The 23,222-nt window shown below is 60.4% G+C and carries 23 protein-coding genes and 1 tRNA gene; 4 read left to right on the top strand and 20 right to left on the bottom strand.

Annotation, left to right across the window (positions count from 1 at the left end):
- Positions 1–39 precede the first annotated feature (39 nt).
- The 12 genes from BN69_RS06155 to BN69_RS06105 all read right to left on the bottom strand — a co-directional run bounded on the left by BN69_RS06155 (position 40) and on the right by BN69_RS06105 (position 11,351).
- Positions 40–573, bottom strand: a complete 534-nt coding sequence (locus BN69_RS06155) for a dTDP-4-dehydrorhamnose 3,5-epimerase family protein (RefSeq protein ID WP_041926827.1) — start codon at positions 571–573, stop codon at positions 40–42.
- On the bottom strand, positions 570–1,808 hold the full coding sequence (locus tag BN69_RS06150; RefSeq protein ID WP_014890700.1) for a class I SAM-dependent methyltransferase: 1,239 nt from the start codon (positions 1,806–1,808) through the stop codon (positions 570–572). The genes BN69_RS06155 and BN69_RS06150 overlap by 4 nt, the downstream gene beginning before the upstream one ends.
- A gap of 4 nt (positions 1,809–1,812) precedes the next feature.
- A complete protein-coding gene (gene rfbG, locus BN69_RS06145) occupies positions 1,813–2,868 on the bottom strand; it encodes a CDP-glucose 4,6-dehydratase (RefSeq protein ID WP_014890699.1) in 1,056 nt (351 codons plus the stop codon).
- Positions 2,869–2,927: 59 nt separating this feature from the next.
- Entirely contained in the window at positions 2,928–3,701 is a 774-nt protein-coding gene (gene rfbF, locus BN69_RS06140) for a glucose-1-phosphate cytidylyltransferase (RefSeq protein WP_014890698.1), read from the bottom strand.
- Between the two features lie 661 nt (positions 3,702–4,362).
- Positions 4,363–4,569 carry a hypothetical protein gene (locus BN69_RS19070; protein ID WP_148277046.1) on the bottom strand — a complete coding sequence of 69 codons (207 nt, stop codon included), beginning with the start codon at positions 4,567–4,569 and terminating at the stop codon, positions 4,363–4,365.
- Between the two features lie 13 nt (positions 4,570–4,582).
- Positions 4,583–5,971, bottom strand: a complete 1,389-nt coding sequence (locus BN69_RS06135; RefSeq protein WP_014890696.1) for a formyl transferase — start codon at positions 5,969–5,971, stop codon at positions 4,583–4,585.
- Positions 5,968–7,758 (bottom strand): carbamoyltransferase family protein, encoded by a 1,791-nt coding sequence (locus tag BN69_RS06130; protein WP_014890695.1) that lies wholly within the window; start codon positions 7,756–7,758, stop codon positions 5,968–5,970. Before BN69_RS06130 ends, BN69_RS06135 begins: the two co-directional genes overlap by 4 nt.
- A 408-nt stretch (positions 7,759–8,166) precedes the next feature.
- A tRNA-Lys gene (locus BN69_RS06125) sits at positions 8,167–8,242 on the bottom strand.
- Between the two features lie 142 nt (positions 8,243–8,384).
- Positions 8,385–8,621 (bottom strand): DUF1467 family protein, encoded by a 237-nt coding sequence (locus BN69_RS06120; RefSeq protein ID WP_014890694.1) that lies wholly within the window; start codon positions 8,619–8,621, stop codon positions 8,385–8,387.
- Positions 8,622–8,626: 5 nt separating this feature from the next.
- A complete protein-coding gene (gene mce / locus BN69_RS06115; protein WP_014890693.1) occupies positions 8,627–9,031 on the bottom strand; it encodes a methylmalonyl-CoA epimerase in 405 nt (134 codons plus the stop codon).
- 56 nt (positions 9,032–9,087) lie between these two features.
- Positions 9,088–10,401 carry a winged helix-turn-helix domain-containing protein gene (locus BN69_RS06110; protein ID WP_014890692.1) on the bottom strand — a complete coding sequence of 438 codons (1,314 nt, stop codon included), beginning with the start codon at positions 10,399–10,401 and terminating at the stop codon, positions 9,088–9,090.
- 371 nt (positions 10,402–10,772) lie between these two features.
- The gene (locus tag BN69_RS06105; protein ID WP_014890691.1) at positions 10,773–11,351 is read right to left on the bottom strand and encodes a hypothetical protein; all 579 of its coding nucleotides are present in this window, start codon (positions 11,349–11,351) and stop codon (positions 10,773–10,775) included.
- Positions 11,352–11,493: 142 nt separating this feature from the next.
- On the opposite strand from BN69_RS06105, the gene BN69_RS06100 reads away from it, so the two are divergent.
- Positions 11,494–11,841, top strand: a complete 348-nt coding sequence (locus BN69_RS06100) for a hypothetical protein (protein WP_014890690.1) — start codon at positions 11,494–11,496, stop codon at positions 11,839–11,841.
- Between the two features lie 30 nt (positions 11,842–11,871).
- Positions 11,872–12,444, top strand: a complete 573-nt coding sequence (locus BN69_RS06095; RefSeq protein ID WP_014890689.1) for an NnrU family protein — start codon at positions 11,872–11,874, stop codon at positions 12,442–12,444.
- 236 nt (positions 12,445–12,680) lie between these two features.
- On the opposite strand, the gene BN69_RS19065 is transcribed toward BN69_RS06095, so the two are convergent.
- The 4 genes from BN69_RS19065 to gltX form a co-directional block, all read right to left on the bottom strand.
- Positions 12,681–13,103: a hypothetical protein gene (locus BN69_RS19065; protein WP_014890688.1), complete on the bottom strand. Its 423-nt coding sequence runs from the start codon at positions 13,101–13,103 to the stop codon at positions 12,681–12,683.
- Positions 13,100–14,212 (bottom strand): RNA-binding domain-containing protein, encoded by a 1,113-nt coding sequence (locus BN69_RS06090; protein ID WP_158491294.1) that lies wholly within the window; start codon positions 14,210–14,212, stop codon positions 13,100–13,102. The genes BN69_RS19065 and BN69_RS06090 overlap by 4 nt, the downstream gene beginning before the upstream one ends.
- Positions 14,213–14,518: 306 nt before the next feature.
- A complete protein-coding gene (locus BN69_RS06085) occupies positions 14,519–14,944 on the bottom strand; it encodes a DUF1622 domain-containing protein (protein WP_244435047.1) in 426 nt (141 codons plus the stop codon).
- Positions 14,925–16,277: a glutamate--tRNA ligase gene (gltX, locus tag BN69_RS06080; protein WP_014890685.1), complete on the bottom strand. Its 1,353-nt coding sequence runs from the start codon at positions 16,275–16,277 to the stop codon at positions 14,925–14,927. Before gltX ends, BN69_RS06085 begins: the two co-directional genes overlap by 20 nt.
- Positions 16,278–16,521: 244 nt before the next feature.
- Between gltX and BN69_RS06075 the strand changes: the two genes are divergently transcribed.
- A complete protein-coding gene (locus tag BN69_RS06075; RefSeq protein ID WP_014890684.1) occupies positions 16,522–17,664 on the top strand; it encodes a ceramide glucosyltransferase in 1,143 nt (380 codons plus the stop codon).
- 31 nt (positions 17,665–17,695) lie between these two features.
- Here the strand turns inward: BN69_RS06075 and BN69_RS06070 are convergent, their stop codons facing one another.
- On the bottom strand, positions 17,696–19,075 hold the full coding sequence (locus tag BN69_RS06070; protein ID WP_014890683.1) for a class II 3-deoxy-7-phosphoheptulonate synthase: 1,380 nt from the start codon (positions 19,073–19,075) through the stop codon (positions 17,696–17,698).
- Positions 19,076–19,268: 193 nt separating this feature from the next.
- Between BN69_RS06070 and BN69_RS06065 the strand changes: the two genes are divergently transcribed.
- Positions 19,269–20,486, top strand: coding sequence for an acyltransferase family protein (locus BN69_RS06065; protein WP_014890682.1), 1,218 nt, complete (start codon positions 19,269–19,271; stop codon positions 20,484–20,486).
- A gap of 94 nt (positions 20,487–20,580) precedes the next feature.
- On the opposite strand, the gene gor is transcribed toward BN69_RS06065, so the two are convergent.
- Genes gor through BN69_RS06050 form a run of 3 tightly spaced genes read right to left on the bottom strand, consistent with a single transcriptional unit; the run spans position 20,581 to position 23,101 of the window.
- Positions 20,581–21,954, bottom strand: coding sequence for a glutathione-disulfide reductase (gene gor, locus BN69_RS06060; RefSeq protein ID WP_014890681.1), 1,374 nt, complete (start codon positions 21,952–21,954; stop codon positions 20,581–20,583).
- Complete coding sequence (gene rpiA / locus BN69_RS06055) at positions 21,951–22,673, bottom strand: ribose-5-phosphate isomerase RpiA (RefSeq protein WP_041927182.1); 723 nt, start codon at positions 22,671–22,673, stop codon at positions 21,951–21,953. Before rpiA ends, gor begins: the two co-directional genes overlap by 4 nt.
- Before the next feature lie 29 nt (positions 22,674–22,702).
- A complete protein-coding gene (locus BN69_RS06050; RefSeq protein WP_014890679.1) occupies positions 22,703–23,101 on the bottom strand; it encodes a hypothetical protein in 399 nt (132 codons plus the stop codon).
- Positions 23,102–23,222: the final 121 nt, after the last annotated feature.

Below are 23,222 nucleotides of genomic sequence, written 5' to 3'. Positions count from 1 at the left end.
CATACAGAATAGGGACGCCGGCGGCAAATCTCTGTCGTTTCAGCCGCGCCAGGGCGACGGCCAGGCGAGATCCGCCTCGCCGATCACGGCGGGGAGGGCCGGCCAGCTAATCGCAAATCCCGGATCGTCATAGCGCAGCCCGCGCGCCTGCCCGCCCACGAACGGCCGGCTCATCTGATAGAGCACATCGGTGTCGGGTTCGAGGGTGAGAAAGCCATGCGCGCAGCCTTCGGGAATGAACAGAGCATTGGCGCGGCTCGCGTCGAGGCGCCTCGCGATCCAGCGCCGGAAGGTCGGACTCTCGCGGCGCAGGTCGATCACGACGTCGTGGATCGCGCCGCGCGTCACGCGCACCAGCTTCGCCTCGGCGTTAGGCGGGTCCTGCCAGTGCATGCCGCGCAGCGTATGCATTCGATCATTGCGCGACAGATTGATCTGCGTCGATGTGAAGGAAACGCCGGCGGCCGCAAATTCTTGCGGACAGTAGATGCGCGCAAAAAAGCCGCGCGCATCGGCGCGCGGCTCGGCCGCGATCTCGACGACGCCCGGCATTTCGGTCGGCGTAAACTTCAAGCGTCGAACACTCGGGTTTCAGGGACGGCGGTCACAAACTTGCCGCCCCATTGGCGAATTTCGGCCAACTGGCCGACGATCTCCTCCCGCAGGTTCCACGGAAGGATCACCAGATAATCGGGGCGCGTATCGGCGATCGTCGCGGGCGCGCGAATTGGAATATGGCTTCCCGGCAAAAACTTTCCCTGCTTGGCGGCGCTGCGATCGTAGACGCAGACAATATCATTCGCGTTCACCCCGCAGACATTGAGGAAGGTGTTGCCCTTGGCGGCCGCGCCATAGGCGGCGACCGTCTTGCCTTCGGCCTTGGCGCGCGCGAGAAAATTCAGGAAGGAAGCCTTCACCGCTTCCACCTTTTCGGAAAAGCCAGCGTAACCGTCGATCGCATCGAGACGCGCTGTGCGCTCGGCGCCGCGCGCCGCCTCCAGGCGCGGCGTCGGCGCATGATCGGCGCCTTTGCGGCAGACGTATAGACGGAGCGAGCCGCCATGCGTCGGCAGTTCCTCGACGTCGAAAGCGACAAGACCGTTCGCGGCCAGAACGCGCTCCACCGCCACGAGCGAGAGATAGGAAAAGTGCTCGTGATAGATCGTGTCGAACTGCAGTTCGCGGATGAGGTTCAAGACGTGCGGAAATTCGAAGGTCGCGACGCCGCCGGGCTTGAGAATTTCCGCAAATCCGGCGACGAATTCGCCGATATCGGGAACATGCGCCAACACATTGTTGGCCGCCGTGAGATCGGCGGCGACGCCGCGCGCCGCCAGTTTGCGCGCCGTTTCCCTGCCGAAAAAGGCGACTTCCGTCGGCACGCCTTTGGCGCGCGCCGCCTGCGCGACATTGGCCGCCGGCTCGACCCCCAGCGCCGGCACGCCGCGCGCGATAAAATGCTGCAGCAGATAGCCGTCATTCGACGCGACTTCGATCACAAGCGACTGCGGGCCTAGCCCGAACCGCTCGATCATCGCATCTGCGTAACGCTGCGCATGCGCGACCCAACTGTCCGAATAGGAAGAGAAATAGGCGTAGTCGGAGAAGATCGCCTCGGACGCCACCGGCGCGTCCACCTGCACCAGGAAGCAGGCGTCGCAAACGCGCGCATGGAGCGGAAAGCTCCTGTCGAGACCCCGCGCGATCTCTTCCGCCGTGACATAGGAGTTGGCGAGCGGCGTCGAGCCGAGATCGACGAAATCATGTTTCAGCGGTGCGCCGCAGAAGCGGCAGGCTGGCGTTTGCATTGTCTTATCCAGGAAGTTTCTCGAAGGCGTCGATCTGCGCGAGCGTCGTCGCCAGAGGGCCGCTTTCTGCAAAGGCGGCGCGGTACCAATCCGCGGTCCAGTTGATCGCCAGCCGGCCGGGCAAGCGGTCGCGCCAGCCGAGCAGCGCCCGGGCGCGCGCGGAGTCGACCGCCAGGACCTGCATTTCGCGCGAATCCGCCGGCTGATGGTCGTAGCGCGCGTCGCGGCCAAGCGCTTTGAGCATTTCCTCGGTGAGTTCGCTCACCGTGATCGGCGCTGTCGGGTCGGGCCCGAAATTCAGCGTTTCGGGAAGGTTCTCGCCGCGTTCAAGCGCATCGACATAGGTCAGATAGCCATGCAGGCAATCGAGCACATGCTGCCATGGCCGAGTCGCGTGCGGCATGCGCAGCACCGGTCTCTCGTTCTTCGCCGCCGCGCGCACGATGTCGGGAACGATGCGGTCGGCCGCGTAGTCGCCGCCGCCGATGACATTGCCGCCCCGCGCGGTGACGATCTTCACGCGCGCATCTTTGAAAAAGGACTGCGCGTAAGCGCGGGTGACGAGTTCGGCCGCCGCCTTGGACGCCGAGTAGGGGTCCTTGCCGCCAAGGCGCGCGTCTTCCGCGAAGGCGGCGCCTTGCTCGTCATTCGCATAGACCTTGTCGGAGGTGACGACCAGTACCGTCGAAACGTCGGGCGCGCTGCGCAGGGCCTGCAGCAGATGCGCGGCGCCCATGACATTTGTCGCGAGCGTGCCGAGCGGATCGGCGTGCGACCGGCGCACGATCGCCTGCGCGGCGAGATGTAAAACGATTTGCGGGCGGGCTTTAGCGACGGCGGCCTCGACCGATTCGAAATCATTCAGGTCGCCGAACGTCGAGTGCAGACGCTTGCCGACCTGCGCCATCTCGTAAAGACATGCATCGCCTTCAGGCGGCAGCGCAAAACCGTAGACTTCGGCGCCGAGTCGATCAAGCCAGAGGGCGAGCCAAGCGCCCTTGAAACCGGTATGGCCGGTCAAGAGAACGCGCCGGCCGGCTAAGGTCTTCCATTTGTCCACGCTTATTCCCGCCAGTCCAGCTTCATATTTCCTCGCGCTCGCCGGTCACATTCGGCGCCTCAGCTCCACACCTTCCACGGCGCGTGACCGCTATTCCACAATGATTCGAGCCGATTCTTGTCGCGCAGCGTGTCCATCGGCTGCCAAAATCCCTCATGCTTATATGCGCGTAATTCTCCTTCCGCCGCCAGACGCGCCAGCGGACTTTCCTCCCAGGGCGTCGCGTCGCCGTCGATATAGTCGATGACGGAAGGATCCAGAACGAAAAATCCGCCATTGATGAAGCTCTGGTCGCCGGGCGGCTTTTCGATGAATTTGGTGACGGCGTCGCCTTCGAGAGACAAGGCGCCATAACGGCCGGGCGGCGTCACAGCGGTGAGGGTGGCTTTGCGCCCATGCGCGCGATGAAACTTGATCAGCGCGCCGACGTCCACGTCGGCCACGCCGTCGCCGTAGGTGAAGCAGAAAGGCCGTCCCTCCTTGAGGTAGCTGCGGACTCTCTTGAGCCGTCCGCCGGTCATCGACGATTCGCCGGTGTCGACCAGCGTGATCTTCCAGGATTCGCTTTTGCGACTATGAAATTCAACCTGTCCGGTTTCGCCGTCGACGGTTATGTCGGCGTTATGCATGAAATAATTGCTGAAATACTCTTTGATCATATAGCCCTTATAGCCAAGGCAGACGACGAAGTCGTTCACGCCATGAGCGTGATAGATTTTCATAATATGCCATAATATTGGGCGGCCGCCGATCTCGATCATCGGCTTTGGGCGGAGATAAGATTCCTCGGAAATTCGCGTCCCCATGCCGCCCGCAAGTATGACAACCTGCATCTTTTCTCCTCCAGTGTCGTCGCGGACGGCGCCTATCGATGGGCCAGTTTAATATAGTCGCCACGCATTTTCCTATGCGTGCGCCCCAAATTGCTCTTCGACTGGCGCTTGGCAAGCGATCGACGCTTGATTGGCGCGGTCAGCTCGAAATCGCTTGATTAAATCCAAAGAGCATTTCTCAGCAGATTCGGTAGTCCTAGCCAGATGATGGGTGCGTTGTCTGCGTAGATTCCAAGGGCGCGCGGCGGCTCCTGTCGCGCGTCGCCTCACCCCATCAATCAACCGTCTTGGCCTTTTTGTTGTCCTTTGAGCCTGCCAACCTTTCTGAACGCGTAAGCGCGCGCGACGTTTGCTGGCGTAGCCTTAGTGCTTTTCCAACTTTATGTCTGTATTTCAATCACATATGTGTTCGCAAGTTCTGTCCAGAGCGGCGCGCCGGTCAGGACAAAGATGCGAACACATATGTGATTGAAATATCGCTGTGAATTTGGAGACGTCGAAAATTTTGGCCTGTGCGCATGAGAGGGACGAAAACGCGGCATAAGCGATTTCGCAAAACCTAATAATCACGCCACGCCATGAGCCGCATCGACGACTTCCTGCCCTTCGACTACATCAAGAACACGCCCGAAAAGGCCTTGCCTGAAATGACCCCGGGCGATCACTGCATCGCGTATACAAATGGTGACGGCAATTTCGACGGCTCGGGCGTTGTACGTTCGCGAACCGCGATGTCCACCAAATCTCGCCGATGGCCACGAAGATATTCCGTTGTTCGAGAGAGTTGCAAACGTGTCGCCTCATCAATGAGGCGGCGGATTCGTTCCTCTTCCTCCGCTTTGATCTGAGAGATCTCTGTTCGGTTCATTACAGAAGCCTTTCTAGTTTAGGCCACACAATCCCGCGATGACATTTGCGTAGGCTTTACCTACGATCTCATCACCATCAGGGCTGAGATGAACTGTATCGACAAAAAGATAATCGTCTTCCCCATACTTCCGGAATTCTTTGTAAAGGTCAACTTTTACAACATCCAACCTTTCCAACTGAAGAGATGCTCTCTCAAATAATGGCAGCGCCATCCGAGTCACTTCGGTGAAAGGCGTGTGGGTCTTGAAGGCTTCTACGTTTGCCGATTCCAGTGGATGCAACCTGCCTTTTCCAGCCCAATTCGGCTGCAATCCCCAAATGAATTTGCCCCCATTCGCTTCAACCATCGACTCCAACTGCCGCTTTCGAGAAAAATACTGTCCCAGAACCGCTGGCGCCGCGCACATCGCTCGGAAGGGTGTTTCCGCCTGAGTTTGCTGCAATTGTGACGTTCCATGAAGGATCTGCGACCAGCCCTCAAGATTATTCTGATACGCGACATTGCCGTCCTTGAGAAGGCGAGGGTCTTGCACCATTCCATAAAGGATATCGTTCCACCCATCATGCCCGACTACAAAATCAGGCTTCAGGTGATAATTAAAAAGCATATATGTAAGTATTGAATTCATCACGACATGACCATGCTGACCGAAATTCAAAACCGTGAACTTAACGTCCGCCCCTGATTCCAAAGCCTTCTTATTCAACGCACATTCGATGACGGCAGGATACATTTGATGAGGAAGCGTATACATGCTGAATCCAGTAGATCCGCCATAGCATAGGACCAACTTATGATTGGCGTCGCGATTCTTGAGGTTTGAAAGGTCGTCGGGCACGCGGAACCCGAATTGATTTAGGGGCCCCATCCCCGGATATCGAAACAAGTAGCCATAAGGGAAGTAATAGAAGCCCCATGCCTCGGGTTTAGAGAGCCTGTTGAAAATATGAGCGTCCATATTCAGCGCGTCTTGATCGTCATATTCGCGCGCAAGCGGCGATAACCGCCCATTCCAGTCTATAATGTAGAAGCGAAGCGAGGACACTTGAGGAGAAGCTACGCTTCGGGAGCGTAAAAAAGGCCATTTCCACTTCGATGATGCGTTTGACGACGGAGTTACGAACGGAGGAACGTAGAATTTTGTCTCATTGCGAGGAATCGTGAACACAATCGCGTCAAATTGATCAGACTTCAGTACGCTCGGGTCTTGTACGGACACATTCGGCAGATAAGTTTCAATCCAGCGCCGCGCCTCGCTTGGCGCGATCACACTCAGATATTTGACATTCGCGGTGTGAAATCGGAATCCCTCGGTCACTTGCCTGGAATGCGGGATCGCTATGTCCGCCGGTGGGTCGAAGATAACGGCGGTTCGAGCCTCCGTATCCAGCCGAGTCATATAACAAAATCCTTCGATACGACACGGGAACCGATAACCAGATAGTCCAAGCCACTGTATGAAAATGTACGCAGCGCGTCGCTCGGAGTATCGACGATGGGTTCGCCCTTCAGATTGAAAGACGTGTTCATTAATACTGCCACTCCACTTAATTCCCTAAATGCTTTGAGTAAGCTATAAAAAGCCGGGTTGGACGTGGCGTCAACCACCTGCAACCGTCCGGTTCCATCCGCGTGAGTAATCGCCGGGACCTTGGATCGAGCGGACGGAAGCACGTGATGAACCGCCAACATGAAATATTCTGGGCTCGTGCGATCTCGAATCGCGGGGCATTCGAAGTAGTTGTGAACCTCTTCGAGGAGTACTGCGGGCGCGAAGGGGCGGAACGGCTCCCTGAACTTAATGCGCTCGTTGACGATTTTTTTCATGTCCGCTCTTGTCGGGTCCGCAAGGATGCTGCGATTCCCCAGCGCGCGTGGACCCCATTCGGCGTTCCCCTGGAACCACCCGACGACGTTGCCTTCGGCCAACAGTCGCGCAATCTCTAAAGGAAGTTGATCGTGTGCAAATATCCCGCAACATTGAAAGCCAGAATCTGCGATGGCGCGATCGATGTCTTCGTCCAAAGGACAATCTGAGCCCAGATAAGCCGAGGTGAGGGGGGCGGAACGCGGCGTTCCCGCCTCCTGATAATGACGCCACAGGGCCGCGCCGATCGCGCTGCCGGAGTCCCCTGCAGCAGGATGCACATATAGGGAATAGCCCCTTTCGCGTATCAATCGACCGTTTGCGAGAGAATTGAGCGCTACGCCGCCAGCTAGACATACTTCCTTGATGCCTGTTGCTTGAACCGCCGAGTCCACGACGTGAAAAATGACCTCTTCTGTAACCTTCTGAACACTGGCGGCAATGTCCGCATAGCGCTTGCTGGTCTTCAAAATTGCGTCCGCCTCATGCACGGCGATTCCCGACGGCAAATCATCAACGACAGTCGCGAAATCTTGTTTTGGGTCTCGAGGCCGCCCCAGCAATTCAACAAGCGCATCGGTAAATGGAAGATCCTTAGGCGTCAGAAACTCGAAATACATAGGCTCGATTGAAAATCCTCCTCCTTCCTCGAGCCGAAACATCGGCCTTAGAAGGTCGTAATAAATGGGCTCTCCAAACGCCCCCATGCCCATTACCTTGTACTCGCCTTCGTTAACTTCGAAACCTAAGAAGGCTGTCAAGGCGCTGTAAAAGAGCCCTATCGAATTTGGCAGAGAAACCGATCCAAGTTTTCGTATCTCGGTTCCGTTTCCTATCCCCCAAGACGTTGTTTCGTACTCTCCGACGCCATCCATGGTGACGATTGTCGCCGCGTCAAAACCGGAACAATAGAACGCCGCGCTCATGTGAGATAGGTGATGATCTACGTACGAAATCTTTTCCGGGGCCACTCCGAGCTCCTCCGATATCCGATCAATAACTTCGAATTTTCGGTATCGGAGCCACGACGATATGGTCTTGTCCAAATATTCGGGGTTGCGTCCCTGAGCTTGCTCGGAACACCACAAGATTCGATCGAACTTAAGCATCGGGACTTCATAATAAGCGATCGCCTGGAGTGAGGACGACGAAATCCCGGCAGATTGCATACAAAACTCGACTGCATGACGAGGAAAGCTCGAATCGTGCTTTTTTCGTGAGAATCGCTCTTCGATTCCGGCTGCGACAACAACGCCGTCCTTGATCAGCGCGGCCGCAGAGTCATGGAAATCAAATGAAAGGCCTAAAATATAACCCATTGATATCCCCTCCCATTGCTTCGTTTCCTAATGAATTTACTCGTCTCAATGGTTTCTAACAAATTTAACTTGCCAGTAGATAAAATTCGAAAATTGCGTCCTCGGAGGGATTCCTATCGCTTTTTGCGTGAGCGAGTCTGGGCGATGCGCACGGGAATCTGCATGACGTTGTCGTCGGCCGCAAATGGCGCTCCCAAGGGGCTCGAACCCCGAAGCAGTGACATTGTCCGATTCGGATCGAAGCAATAGACCGTGCGAGCTATGCGGCGTGGTCAGAGTCGCGAAAAATGAAGTTTCCGCGCATTCGTGCGGCGAGAATCGATAAATCAGGAACGCGCTCCGAACGGTGGTCACCATTTGGTCGCCGAACCGCTTTTTTAAGCAGATCGATAGCAGCAATTATTTATTTGGTGAGCGCGGTGGGGCTCGAACCCACGACCCCCTGATTAAAAGTCAGGTGCTCTACCGACTGAGCTACGCGCTCGCTCCAGAGGCGGCGGGCGGCGCCGCCGTAGTCGACTGAGCGGGTCGGTCCGTTCGGCCGTGCGGGGCGTCCGTCCCACGCTTGGCGATCAACTACCGGCGGGCGGCGGGACGGTCAACCCCCGGCGGGCGACCGCGCCCGCTTACGTCGTGAGCTTGGCGAAAAGCGCCAGCAGGCCGAAGAGGACGGCCGAGACCACCGTCGTGATCCCCGCTTTTTTCAAGAGATCGGGCGAGGCGGGGGCGCCGGGGTCGGCGCCCTCGGGAAGTTCTTCTTCGGCCTCTTCGGACGAGCGAACGCCGAGCGGCAGCACGGCGAACAGCACGATCCACCAGATCGTCAGATAGATCGCCGCCGCCAGCGGCAGGGAAAAGGGCATCCGCCTTAAGCCTGCTCGAGTTCGATCAAGGCGCCGCAGAAGTCCTTGGGATGCAGAAACAGCACGGGCTTGCCATGCGCGCCGATCCTTGGCTCTCCGTCGCCCAACACGCGCGCGCCCGAGGCCTTAAGCTGCTCGCGCGCCGCGATAATGTCTTCGACCTCATAGCAGATGTGATGGATGCCGCCGGCTGGGTTTTTCGCGACGAAGCCCGCGATCGGCGAGTTTTCGCCATATGGTTCGAGCAGCTCGATCTTGGTGTTCGGCAATTCGACGAAAACGACCGTCACGCCGTGCGCCGCGACGCATTCCGGCGCCGAAACCTTCGCTCCCAGCGCGTCGCGGTAGATGGCGGAAGCCTTTTCGACGCTATCGACGGCGATAGCGACATGGTTCAGACGGCCGATCATTTTTTTCCTTCCGGAAGAATGCTGTGCAGCGCCAATAAGCGCTGAGGCGGGCAATTTCAACCGGCGGGGCGCGCCTCGGCCTGTTGCGGGCGGCCGAAACCGTCGATGGCGCCGCGCAAGGCGACGAAGCGCGGATCGACGCGTGCGAAGGAACTCCAGGGACAGCCGTCGGAAAGGCCGCGCCGAATCGCTTCGAGGGCCTCGGCGCGCTTGCCCAGAGCGAAAAACGCCGCGCCGAGGAAGCAGGGCGGCGCGTAGAGCTCCTCGTCTTGGACGAGCCTGCCTATGAGCGCTTGCGCCTCCTCGGCGCGGCCGGCGCGGGCGAGGGCGTAGGCGAGCACGCTCGATTGGAAGGGATCGTCTGGGCTGGAGGCGACGGCGCGGCGCGCCGTGCTCACCGCCTGTTCGTGAAGGCCCTGAAGGCTGTAGGCGATGGACATCACGAGATGCAGCGTCGCGGCGTCGGGCCTTAAGTCGAGCCCGTCGCGCGCATAGCGGCGCGCCCGCTCGAGGTCGCCGGCGCAGAGAATGAGCCATGCGCGCACCGACAGCAGCGCCTGGTCATGCGGCGAGTTGACGAGGCCCTCTTCGCAGTCGGCGAGGCCGTCGTCGAGACGATCGGCCGCCGCGAGCAGCCAACTGCGGTAGACGCGCGCTTTGCCGTAGAGCGGATCAACGGCGACGGCCTGATCGAGGAGCGCGAGGCCCTCGGCGATCTTGCCCCTGAGCGCGCCGCGGGCCCAGCCGAGAACCGCCAGCGCCGGCGTATGATCGCGCAGGGCGTCGAGCGCCCGGCCGGCGAAGTCCTCGATCATCGCCGCCGCCTGGGCGGGACGAAGAAACCCGCGTACGACCCGGCCGGCGGCGATGTCGGCGGCGAGAGCCCAGACCGCCGGGTTGCCGGGGTCGATCTGGGCGGCGGATGCGATCGCTTCCTGCGCGCGCGCGAAGCCCTCTCGCGTGCGGTCGCCGGCAAGCTCGTAGGCGGTCTGCCAGAGATCGAGGATATGCGGCTCGCTCAACGGGGCGAGACGGAGCGTTTGCGCGGCGCATTGGTCGATGGTCTCGACCGTCCCGCGCAGCGACAGCCCGCGGCCATAGGCGGTGGCGATCAGCTCCTCGCCGCCGGCGTCGCGCAGGGGCTTGCGCAAAAGATAGGCGCAGCGGTCGATGGAATCATCGGACGCGGCGCGATCCGGCCACAGCCGCGCGGCAATTTCGCCCTTGGTGATCAGGGCGCCAGGAGATTCCAGAAGCATTTCAAGAAGTTGACGCGCCTGCGGGCCAAGATGAATGCGCTTGCCGTCGCGCTGCAGTCCGCCCTGTGCGCTGTAACTGAATCCGGAAAATCGCTTCACCAACTCGCCCATCGCGGCCCCCAGCCAGCCGCGATGATGACAAGACGGTGCGGCTTCGGCAAGAGCCCTACATGGTTAAGTCGTGAAAATCACATAGTTTTTTTGAAATTCTGGCCCTTCGCGGCCGCCGGCGGCTCTCCAAAATAAAAAACGCCGGACGTACCTCCGGCCCGGCGTTTGAGCCTTCCTGATACGCAGCACGTTCAGGAGGCTCGGCGCAATCTATGCGCGTCCAAATTAACGCCCGCATGACGCCGCGCCGTCGTCCGCCCAGAACAGGGTCCCGAAAAAGTTGACGGACTTTTTCGATGAGAACCTGCTCGACATTGTGATTTTAGCGATTCCTATCGATCACATGGTTTTATGTGATGGATAAGCGCCGCCTAAGCGCGGCGCGCGCTTTGGTCATCCTTTTCCCAAACGAAAAGCACGAGAGCCAGAACGCCGGCGGCCGCAAAAAGAAAGTAAGGCATCCGCGCGAACAGCGGCCGTCCGCCGACCGTGAAGGGGAACCGCGACACCCAGTGCTCGCCGTTCGGACCGTCGACCGTGACGATTCCCACGAATTGGCCGGTCTCGTTGAAGACATGTTCAAAATTCAGCGTGCCGGCCGGATAGACCTTTGGCGGCAGATAGGCCACCGTGGCCGCGTCGAGGCGGTCCTGCGGCTCCTTGTCGCCGATGTCGCGGATGATGCGAAAGTCCGTCGACATTTCCCGCATCTCGTCCTGAGCATAATCGAGGACGAAAATCGTCGCGCCGATCGTGGGAATGTCCTCACAGAACCTGTTGCGCGACGCCGCAGGCTGGTAGCCGGAGAAATACATGAAATCCGGGCCGATTTTCAGCATGCAGACGTTCTGCTGGCGCTGCATCGCGCCATGAGCGAAAGCGAGCGACAGAGGCGCGCAGACGAGCGCCGCCAACATCAGCAACCAAATAGGACTAAAAGGCTTCGACATGCCGTCCTCCCTGTTCAAAGCTGGGCGAGGCCGCTCCGAAACTCAGCTTGCGCGCCATCCCTTCGTCGAATAGCGGTTCGGTGCGTCGCCCATGCGCATGCGATATTCTGTCCAAGGAAAGAACCCGGCAGGAACGAAAAAGATGCGCCCGGTATCGAAATTCCTCACTGTCGCGCTGCTTCCGCTTGCGGGCGCTTGGGCGCGGGCGGCGGATCTCAACGACTATCCGACCTCCGCGCGCGCCGATTACGTCTTCGGCTGCATGAAGGCGAATGGCGATTCGCGCCTCTCCTTGGAGCAGTGCTCGTGCTCCATAGACGTCATCGCGACCATTCTGCCTTATGAGCGGTATGTCACGGCCGAGACCGTCGCGAGCGTCAATCAGCAGGCGGGGCAGGTCGGCGCGCTGATGCGCAACACGGACGCGGCCCGCGATATGCTTCAAGAGTTGCGCCGCGCCCAGGCCGAGGCGCAGGTGCGGTGCTTTTAGACGCGAATTGATCCGGAAGGCGGAGAACCCATGCTTATTCTCATTCTCGGAATCGTGATTTTTCTCGGGGTCCATACGCTGACGAGCTTTCGCGAGACGCGCGCCGGTCTGATCGAGCGCTACGGCCTTCAGACCTATAAGGCGGCCTACGGGATCGTCGCCGCTATCGGTCTCGGGCTCATCGTCTATGGTTTCATTCGTTATCGCGCAGAGGGCCTGATCTATGTCTGGACGCCGCCGTCGTGGGGGCGCCATCTCGCCATGCCGCTCGTCTGGTTCGCTTTCGTCGCGATCGTGAGCCGTCGCGCGCCGCCAGGCCGCATTCGCGGCGCGCTGCGCCATCCGACGCTCGTCGCGATAAAGAGCTGGGCGCTGGCGCATCTTCTCGTCAATGGCGATCTCGGCGGCATGATCCTGTTCGGGTCTTTTCTCGCCTGGGGCGTCTTCGACCGCGTCGCGGTGAAGAAGCGCGGCGACGGGGGCGCGCCGCGGATTTCGCAATTCACGCGCGGCGACGCGATCGCGCTCGGCGTCGGAACGGCGCTGTTTCTCATCGTGCTCTATCTGCACCCCTGGCTGTTCGGCGTTTCGGTGCTGCCTTAGCGGGCGAATGACAGGCGCGTTTGAAAGGCCTCGTTAGAAGAAGCAACTGGATCTTCATCAGGAACTGTCTTGGGAAGGAGGCGCTGACGCTTTGTGCTCGACGTGAATCTCGCCGGCGACCTTTTTCAAGAACTCCCATGCCCGTGTGATATTATGCTCAAGTTCTTTTCACTGACTTCTCTGCGCTCAAAAAAACATAGGTATGAATTTTGGTCCGGGACTTTCTCAATACACCTTTATTCAGGGCCGGCAGATTTGATCTTATCGCTAAATTTCTTTTTCAGAGCGTAATATTGAGAAGCATCGCGTTCAATTTCCTTGCTATGGATGTGGTCTAAAATTCCCCTATCAACCAATCCCGTTAGTATTTTTTTGCAAGCCTGCCAACGTCTTCCGATTAGATTGCTTGCTTGCGTGACGTTTATGGTTCTATTTTCAGCAATAAAATTTACAATTCGCCTTTCATAATCGCCAAGAGATTTTGCAAGACCTTCACCTAAAACATTGAAGGCGTCTGTGTCAACGAAAACCTTTCTGTGGTCAATATCGTTTTTCAACGTAACTTGAACAAGCGCACTGCCTATTTCTTTTTGCGCGAATATTGGCGCAGGAAGTCCAGATTTTTTGCATATAATCACGTATGCGTCGTGTTCCTTCATGCGCACATTGAACAAATTTCAAGTAAAACATCGCATCCATCAAAATGTGGATTTCGAGGCTGATGCATGTCGTAAATGTTATCAGCCGTAACAAATGGAGGGAACCCGCCGGGGCTTTCCACAACTAGGCGGTCATCAAACATTTTCACAAATATATTCATGTTTTTTAGTGCGTACGAACGATGAACACACGCGTTAACGACAGCTTCGTACCAGGCCTGTTCTGGATACTCAGGAACAGAGTAGAACTTATTGTCTTTTCCAAGCTTACTAAACTCTCTTACTTGGCTCGATATTACCTTCTGAGCTTCAACTATCAACTCGGACACAGTTCCTTCGATCCACTCGCTTTTTATGACATTGTAATCTTCGCCCGTTTTTTCGACGGTCCCGTCAAACCTAAAAAAGCGGATGCGGCACCCAGGAACGATAGATTCAATGTCTTTAGCGAACAGGAGAGCGCAGGCCAAATTCGCGTGAAATTTTCCGTTCTTGATTTTGCCTAGGTGGCGAATTTCGAGGATTTCTTCTGGCGAAAGCTCGGCGGACAACCTACGCGCGGCGCGCACGCTAGATACATACTGACTGATCAGATGCGCTTTGAAATCGTCTGGATACAGCAGGGGCACCGGCTCCTGCTCTAAATCTAGTTGGCCCTTTGCGTTCCGTAGGTCGCGCTTTTCATCATCCGTCAGTTTCCGACGCGATTCGCCCCTTCGAATGAAGGCCTCGCCTTGGTTCGTCTCAACCACCTTGTCATGTCGATAGTGGACACGGATCCCGAGAATGAAGTCAGGGGAACCATTCTTGTTGAGGCATCTCACTGTTTGCAATTCATAGCGCGCATCTGGGCAATGGACGTCCCCCGATCGCTCTAGCTCATTGACATGATGTTGGTTTGCGGCATCGCATCCTGATACACTGCCGTCGTCATCAACTCCAATTAAGATTATACCGCCATCTGGCGGCGTGTTCGCAAATATTGAAAAGTAATCTGACAGGGACCTTGCGGATACGCCAACAACCTTTCGTTCGATCCGACGATCTTCCATTATGTCGACGATTGGTATATTTGTAAGAGAGCGAAATATTTCGTCAACGGTCATCATCTTCACTGATTTACATAACAGCGAATCGATATCAAACTTAGCTGATGTTCTGCAGATCGAAATGAGGACTTTGCCATGTGGCGTCGACGGCCCGTATTTTGTTAGTATCAACGGCATCATAGCTCAAATTGGAGGACCGTTGGCAAGCCGGACAACGGGAGTGTACTTTTGATTTGCACGCCCCAATATCTTTGTGCCGGCTTGGAGCTCTTTGTGTTCATGGATGTCCAAGAGAAAGGATGGGTCCGTGGTAAGAGCGCACGGACGAAACTTCGGGACAGGTAGTTATTAATAGCAAAACTTATTCTATGACGGCGCCGATTCATCTTCGCTTGGCGCCGCCGTCTCCAGGCTTCGGCCCTGCCACGGCCAGCGGCCTTCGAGCTCCGCCTCCATCGTAAAGCTCATCGCCGTGCGGATCATCACGATCAGGCCGAGCACGAAGACGTTCTCGAGGCTTGGATGTTCGACGGAGACGGTCCGGATGATGTCGCCGCCGACGAGGAACTCCAACCCGAGCAGGATCGAGCGGCCGACATTCTTTCGGTAGCCGCGATAGGTGAGGGGGCGCGCTCTCCAGGGCGTCAGAAAAGCGAGCGTCGACAGGACCGCGCCGGCGACGATGATCAGCACGCCGACGACGTCGAGCGCCAGACCCGCGAAGTTGATGATCTCGTGGATGCTCGCCAGAAACGTCACGAGCGCTTCGCTTTCATTCGCGGGCGCCGACAAGTCGCGCGAGCGCCTTGGCGTGGCCGATGAGCGGCAGCAGCGCGGCGAGCTCCGGCCCGCTCTCGGCGCCGGTCAGCGCCAGCCGCAGCGGGTGAAAGAGCGCCTTGCCCTTTCTGCCGGTCGCCGTCTTGATGTCGCTCGTCCAGGCCGCCCATGTGGTCTCGTCCCAAGGCTCCGACGGCAAAAGCTGCGCCGCGTCTTGCAGGAATGATTTATCCTCGCGGATCGGCTCGATCTCCGCGTCCACGACGCGCCACCATGTCAGAATATCGTCGAAGCGCGCAAGATTGCCGCGCGCCGCGCGCCATAAGGGCTCCGCCTTGCGGCCGACGATCGTCAAGGCTTCGAGCCGCTCGCGCACGTCGTCATATTCGTAGAGCGCAAGCGTCCGGTGCGTCAGAGTCTCAAGATCGGCGGGGTCGAAACGCGCCGGATTGCGCGAGACATGCGACAGATTGAAACTCTGCGCGAGTTCGTCGAGCGAGCGGACGGCGTGGACATTGTCGGAGGAGCCGGTCAGCGTCGCGAGCGCGGCGACGGCGAGGGGCTCATAGCCTTCTTCGCGCAGCGAGGCGATGGAGAGCGATCCGGTTCGCTTCGACAGCGCTTCGCCGCCCGCGCCGATGAGAAGATTATGATGCGCGAAAATCGGCGCCGGCGCATCAGGCGCAAGCGCTCGGATGAGCTGCAACTGCACGGCCGTATTGGTGACGTGGTCTTCGCCGCGAATCACATGGGTGATCCGCATGTCGATGTCGTCGACGACCGAGGGCAGCGTGTAAAGAAAACTGCCGTCCTCGCGGATCAGGACCGGGTCCGACAGGGCCGAACAGTCGATATGCGCCGGACCGCGCACAAGATCATTCCATTCGGCGACGCCCGGCTCGAGCATGAATCGCCAGTGCGGCCGTCGACCCTCGGCTTCGAGCGCGGCGCGGTCAGACGCGCTCAGGCGCAGCGCCGCACGATCGTAAACTGGGGGCAGCCCGCGCGCCTGCTGCATCTTGCGGCGCTTGTCCAACTCTTCCTGGGTTTCATAGCAAGGGTAGAGGCGGCCGGAGCGCCGCAGGCGATCGGCGGCGTCCTCATAGAGCGCGACGCGCGCCGACTGGCGGAAAACCGCATGCGGAACGACGCCCAGCCAGGCGAGATCAACCTCGATTCCACGCGCGAATTCCTCGCTGGATCTAGCAAAATCAGTGTCATCGAACCGTAGCGCGAATCGTCCAAAGTTGGCGGCGGCGAACAGAAAGTTGAATAGCGCGACGCGCGCGTTGCCGATGTGAATGCGGCCGGTCGGCGAGGGCGCGAAACGAACGATCGGAGAGGTCATGAGGAAGCTTCGTCAGGAGTTTCAACAAGGGATGCAGCAGCAGGGTTTTCAGCAGGAATGTTCGGCGGCCGCGCGTCGGGAGAAGATTCTCGCGCCACCTTCCTTTTGCCAAGAGGCGACGTCTTTGTCAGGCGGAATTTCGAAATGGCCGCGCCCGGGCGTCGCGCGCCGAAAGCCGAGCCACGCCGCTGGCGTCCGGCGTTGTGATTCTCTCCGTTACGACTCTTAAGCAAAAGCGCCGTTCATGATCCTGGCCTATATCTGCGCCGGCTGGTGCGCCGTTATCCTCATCCTCAATTTCACAAGCATGGCGCTGATGTCCCGAAAATGTCGGGCGCGGGAGCGAACTCTGCCGCCGCCGGACGATGCGCCGCCGGTAAGCATCGTGCGGCCCTTGCGCGGGCTGGAGCCCTTCAGCGAGGAGACGCTCGGCGCGACCTTCGATCTCGACTATCCCGATTACGAGATCATATTCTGCGTGCAGTCGCCGAGCGATCCGGTCATTCCGCTGGTCGAGCGGCTGATCGCGGCGCATCCCGAGCGCGAGGCGCGGCTGCTCGTCGGCGACGATTATGTCAGCGCCAATCCCAAGCTCAACAATTGCGTCAAGGGGTGGGACGCGGCGCGGCATCATCATGTGATCCTCGCCGACTCCAACGCGCTGCCGCCGCGCGACTATATCCAGACCATGCTCGCCGCGTTCCGCGACAATACGGCGATGAGCGTGTCGATGCCCATCGGTTCGCGTCCGAAAGGCTTCTGGGCGACGGTCGAATGCGCGATCCTCAATACGTTCCAGGCGCGCTGGCAATATGGCGCGGAAGCGATCGGCGCCGGCTTCGCGCAGGGCAAGAATATGATGTGGCGGCGCGACGTGCTCGACAGAGCCGGGGGCATTCGCGCGCTGGCGAGCGAAATCGCCGAAGACGCGGCGTCCACCAAGGTCATCCGCGCGCAGGGCATGGACGTGCGCCTCGTCGACATGCCCTTCGAGCAGCCGCTTGGCAAGCGCACCGCGCGCGAAGTCTACTCGCGGCATGTGCGCTGGGCGCGTCTGCGCCGGGCGACCTTTCCCGCCCATTACATTCCCGAATTCATGAACGGCAGTTTTGCGGCGATCGTGTTCGGCGCCTACGCCGCCGTTCAGCTCGACGGCGGCGTCTCCACGGTGGCGCTGGTCACGGCGCTCATCGTGTTTTCGCTGCACGGCGGCGAAATCTGGCTGGCGCGGGTCTGCGGCTTCCCGCTCGACTGGCGCACGCCCTTTGCGCTGATCGTGCGCGACCTGATGCTGCCGGTGATGTTCATCGACGCGCTGCTCTACGACGATTTCGTCTGGCACGGCGCCGAGATGACGGTCCGCGAAGCGGAGGAGACGACGGGCTAGCCGGCCCGCGCGTCTTGGCTTGGCTCTTGGCTCACTCCGCCGCGTGCTGCTCCCGCACGCCGCGGGCGACGCGTTCCGCCTTCAAGAGTTCGGCCACCAAGAATGCGACTTCGATCGCCTGTTCGGCGTTGAGGCGCGGATCGCAATAGGTGTGATAGCGGTCGCGCAGATCGCTCTCGGAAATCGCCCGCGCGCCGCCCATGCATTCGGTGACGTCCTTGCCGGTCATCTCGAGATGAATGCCGCCGGCGTAGGAGCCTTCCGCCTGATGCACGGCGAAGAAGTTGCGAATTTCCGACATGATCCGATCGAACGGCCGCGTCTTATAGCCTCCGGCGCTGACCGTGTTGCCATGCATCGGATCGCAGGACCAGACGATGTTGCGGCCTTCGCGCGTCACCGCCCGCACCAGCTCAGGCAACGCGTCCTCGATCTTGTCCGCGCCGAAACGGCAGATCAGCGTCAGCCTGCCGGGCTCGTTCTCGGGATCGAGCGCGTCGATGAGGCGCAGCAGCGCGTCGGGCTTCAGGCTCGGACCGCATTTTAGTCCGAGCGGGTTTTTGACGCCGCGGACGAATTCGATATGGGCGCCGTCTTCCTGACGGGTGCGGTCGCCGACCCAGAGCATGTGGCCGGAGGTCGCGTAATAGTCGCCCGTCGTCGAGTCGATGCGGGTCAGCGCCTGTTCGTAGCAGAGCAGCAGCGCCTCATGCGACGTGTAGAAGTCGGTGCCGCGCAACTCCGGATGATGTTCCGGGTCGAGACCGATCGCGCGCATGAAGCTCAACGTTTCCGTGATCTGATCGGCGAGCTTCTGATAGCGCTCGGATTGCGGGCTGCTTTTGACGAAGCCCAGCATCCAGCGATGGACGTTTTCGAGATTGGCGAAGCCGCCCGCCGCAAAGGCGCGGATGAGATTCAGCGTCGCCGCGGACTGCCGATAGGCGAGCAGCTGGCGCTGCGGATCGGGTTCCCGCGCCTGCGGGTTGAACGCGATGTCGTTGATGATGTCGCCGCGATAGCTCGGCAGCTCCAGGTCGCCCTGCTTTTCGATCGGCGAGGAGCGCGGCTTGGCGAATTGGCCGGCGATGCGCCCGACCTTCACCACCGGCGACCCGGCGGCGTAGGTCAGCACGACGGCCATCTGCAGGAAGACGCGGAAAAAGTCGCGTATATTGTCCGCCGAATGTTCCGAGAAGCTCTCGGCGCAGTCCCCGCCCTGCAGCAGGAACGCCTTGCCGGCCGCCACTTCCGCCAAGTGGCGCTTCAGATTGCGCGCTTCTCCGGCGAAAACCAGCGGCGGAAAGCCGGCGAGCTGGCGCTCGACATCGGCGAGCGCCGTCGGGTCCAGATAGACCGGCGTCTGCTCGATCGGTAGATTTCTCCAGCTGCCCGGCGTCCAACGTTCCACTTCGCAAAACTCCGCAAAATCAGGCCCGACAGGCGCTGGGGTCGTTCTCGCAGCGACGCCAGCGGCGCTTATAGTGGATTATCGCCTCCAATGCGACCCTCCGCTTGGCCACAACGATTTGGCGAAGCCGGGGGCGACCCGCTATAAAGCCGAGGCGCGAGCGACGCCGAGAGCGAGGGGGCGAACCGGGGCGATGCCGTTCATTCTATCGCAATTCATCGAGGCGTCCCGCTGGCTCGGCGCGCTTGTCGTGCTGGCGGTCCACACGAACAACCTGTTAACCAACCAGGCTGACATCATGAGCGCGCCGCACGGGCCGCTCGCCTATCTCTGGTGGTTCTACTCGGCCTTCGAGCTTGGGCACCAGGCGGTGCTCGCCTTCTTCGTGATGTCTGGCTATCTCGTCGGCGGCGCCGTGCTCGCGCATGTGCGCAAGAACCAGCCCTTCCTGCGCGAATACTTCATTCATCGCGTGTCGCGAATCTATCTCGTCGTGGGGCCCGCCGTCGCGCTCACGCTCGTTCTCGATTCGCTCGGCAGGTGGCTGTTCGCCAGCAGCGGCGTCTACGAATGGCCGCTGTTCAAGGGCCATTTCTCCCCGCTTCTGTTTCTTGCGAGTTTTCTCAATCTGCAAGGCATCGCCTTCGACTATTTCGGCACCAACGGGCCGCTCTGGTCGCTCGCCTGCGAATTCTGGTACTATGTCACCTTTCCGCTGTTGCTGTTGCCCTTCGCACGCAACTACCCGCTGGCGCTGCGCTTTTTGGGTTTCGCGCTCGGCGCGGCGCTCTTCCTGGCGCTCTCGACGCCGGCGAGCTGGTTCAAATTCGGCTATATTCTTTGGGCCGGCGGCGCCTTCGCCACGCTGCTTGCCCGGCCGATGATCCGCTCGCGCTGGCAGGCGCTCATCCTCTACGCCGCCGTCGTCGCGGTCATCCGGCTGGTCGTGCGCGGCCATCTTCTTGAGGCCCATCCCTGGCTCGCCGACGCCGGCGATCTCCTTGCGTCCGGCCTGTTCATCAATGTCCTGCTCGCCTTCCGCTACGGGCCGTCCGAGGGTTTTTCGCTGCTGCGTCCCAAGTTCCACAAGACGCTCGCCGATTTTTCCTTCTCGCTCTACAGCATCCATATGCCGATCCTGATCTTCGCGCGGGCGGCGGTCGGCAGCACATGGGGGAATGACTGGGCGACGCAGCTCGCCACCCCGCAGAATTATGCCGTGGCCTTCTCGGTGATGGGGGTCGCCATCGTCGCCGGCTATTTCTTCTCTCGGGTCACCGAGGCGAAGACGGGCGCGGCGCGGCGCAAGCTTCGCGCCCTCCTCGACAGATGGGCGCCGGCGCCCGCCGCTCCGGCTCCGGAGCAGCAGCCCGTTGCGGCGCAGCCGCCGCGCCAGCGGATCGAAGCCTAAATCATTTGCGCCGAAGCGGATGCCGGTTCGGCATAGAAAGTGCGTTGGTTCAAGAAGTTAGCGCGCATACAGGGATCGATGCGGATGTCGCGCGCTAAGCCTGCGGCCTGAGCAGCCGCGACGGCGCGCGCATTGTCACGAGCTCTTCCGCCATCGTCGGGTGCACGGCCATCGTCGCGTCGAAATCGCGCTTCGTCGCGCCCATCCGCAAGGCGACGGCGATGAGCTGCGCCATCTCCCCCGCCTCGGGACCCAAAATATGCGCGCCAAGCACGCGCCCGTTCGAGCCGTGGACGATCAGCTTCATATAAACGCGTTCGCCGCGTCCGGAGAGCGTCGCGCGCATGGGGCGAAACTGCGTCTCATAAATATCGATCGCGCCCTGCTGCGCCAGCGCCTCGGCCTCGGTCAGCCCAACCGTTCCGATTTCGGGCGTGGTGAAGACGGCGCTTGGCGTGCATGCGTAATCGACCGTCGTCGGCGTGGCGCCGAAGACGCTGTCGGCGAAGGCCTGCCCCTCGCGAATGGCGACGGGCGTCAGATTGATCCGATCGGTGACGTCGCCGACGGCGTAGATGGAGTCGACGTTCGAGCGCGAGCGCTCGTCGACGGCGACCGCGCCGTTTTCGCGTAAGTCCACGCCTGCGGCCTCAAGCCCCATATCTTGCGTCATCGGCCTGCGCCCGGTGGCGATGAGCAGGCAGTCGACCTCGAGCGGCGCGCCGTCGCTCATCTCGACCTTCAGAACGCCGGCGTTTTGCGTAATGCGCGTCGGCAGGACGCCGGCCCGATGTTCGACGCCAGCCGTCTTGAGCGCTTCGCAGACGCGCGAACGCAGATCGTCGTCGAAGCCGCGCAGCGGCAGATCGGCGCGATAGGCGAGATGCACCGTCGCGCCGAGCCGCGCGAAGACGCTGGCGAATTCGACGGCGATATATCCCGCGCCGACGATCAGCAGCCTTTGCGGAAACTTCGGCAGATCGAAAATCTCGTTCGAAGATATGCCGAACTCGATGCCCGGAATGTGGGGGGCGAGCACCGGCGCGCCGCCGGTGGCGATAAGAATGTAGCGGGCGCGGGCGGTCCGGCCGTTGGAGAAACGCACGCCGTTTGGATCGGTGAGCGTCGCGCGCGCGCGGATGAGCTCGACGCCGGAACTCGCGAGCGTTTCAGCGTAAAGGTCTGACAGCCGCGTGATCTCCTTTTCCTTGGCGGCGACGAGCGCCGGCCAGTCGAAGGACACGTCGCCGACGCGCCAGCCGAAACCGGCGGCGTCCTTGAAGTCATCGTGGAAGCGGCTCGCCAGCACGTAGAGTTTTTTGGGAACGCAGCCGCGGATGACGCAGGTGCCGCCGACGCGAAATTCCTCGGCGATCGCGACTTTCGCGCCATGGCTGGCGGCGACGCGCGCGGCGCGGACGCCGCCGGATCCGGCGCCGATGACGATAAGGTCATAGTCGAACGTCATAAGGGGTCGCCCGATATGTTGCCCAGAATGCGCACGCCCCCGGCGCCGGCGATGAAGATCGCCGTTGCGAGTCCGATGAACAGTCCGTGATCCACGATTCCGGGAATCGCCGAAAGCCGCGCAGCGAGGGCGTCTGGATCGTCAATGGCGCCGAATGCGCAATCGACGATGTAATGGCCCCCGTCGCTGATGAAGCGCTCGCCAGGCTCCGCTTCGCGCATCATCAGCGGGCCGATGAGCCCCAGTCCGCGCGCGACCCGTTCGATGTGCAGCATGGTGGAGCGCGCGCCGAACCGATCGATTTCGACCGGCAGGGGAAAGGCGCCGAGCGTTCTTACTTCCTTCGTCGCGTCGGCGATGACGAACATGCGCGTCGAGGCGGCGGCGACGATTTTTTCGCGCAGCAGCGCGCCGCCGCCGCCCTTGATCAGGCGAAGCGCCGGGTCGAATTCGTCGGCGCCGTCGACGGTGAGATCGAGTTGCGGCGTCTCGTCGAGGGTGGAGAGCGTTATCCCGAGGCTTTCGGCCTGCGCGCGGGTGCGCTCGGAGGTCGGCACGCAAACGACCTCCAGCCCCTCCCTGACGCGGGCGCCGAGAAGATCGACGAAATGCGCCGCCGTCGATCCAGAGCCGAGCCCGAGCCGCATGCCATGGGTTACGGACTCGAGCGCCGCGCGCGCGGCGGCGCGCTTCATCGCCTCGGCGGAAAAGGCGCTCATACGGACATTCGCTTCGCCAAGTCGCTCGCTCATTTGGCCGGCGGCGTGCAGACCACCGATGTTTCGTTCAGCACGAAGCAGATCGACATCATGCCGGAACGCAGATCGACGCGGAATACGCCGCCTTCGCCGGTATGACGCGACGCCACCAGCGCATATTCGCTGAAAACGCCGGCGCGCGCGCCTTCGCCAGGCGGATAGCACAGCGTCACGCCGATCGCTGCGCTTTCCTTCAAGCCGTATTGGCAGGCGCCGACCTCGCCATTGGAGCGGTCGAGGCGAAACACGCGATTGAGATCCGTCTGCGGCGCCGCCAGAAATTCGTAATTTCCGGCCGTCGCCGTCGACGCCCCGGAAAGGGCGAAGATAAGCGCGCCGGCCGTCAAAGCTGCACGTCGACGCGTATGGAAATGGCGCGTTCCACGCATATTTGCGCTCCCTGTCGCGAATCGGTCGGCGCAGTCTACACGTAGAGTCCGCGTGTGCGGAGGCGGCAAAATTCGCCTGTCGAACCAACGAAGCTTGATCCCGGGGGCCCGCGCGGCTACC

It is taken from the genome of Methylocystis sp. SC2, assembly GCF_000304315.1.
In the GTDB taxonomy this organism is placed as follows: Bacteria; Pseudomonadota; Alphaproteobacteria; order Rhizobiales; family Beijerinckiaceae; genus Methylocystis.
This window is presented reverse-complemented; position numbering and strand designations above follow the sequence as displayed.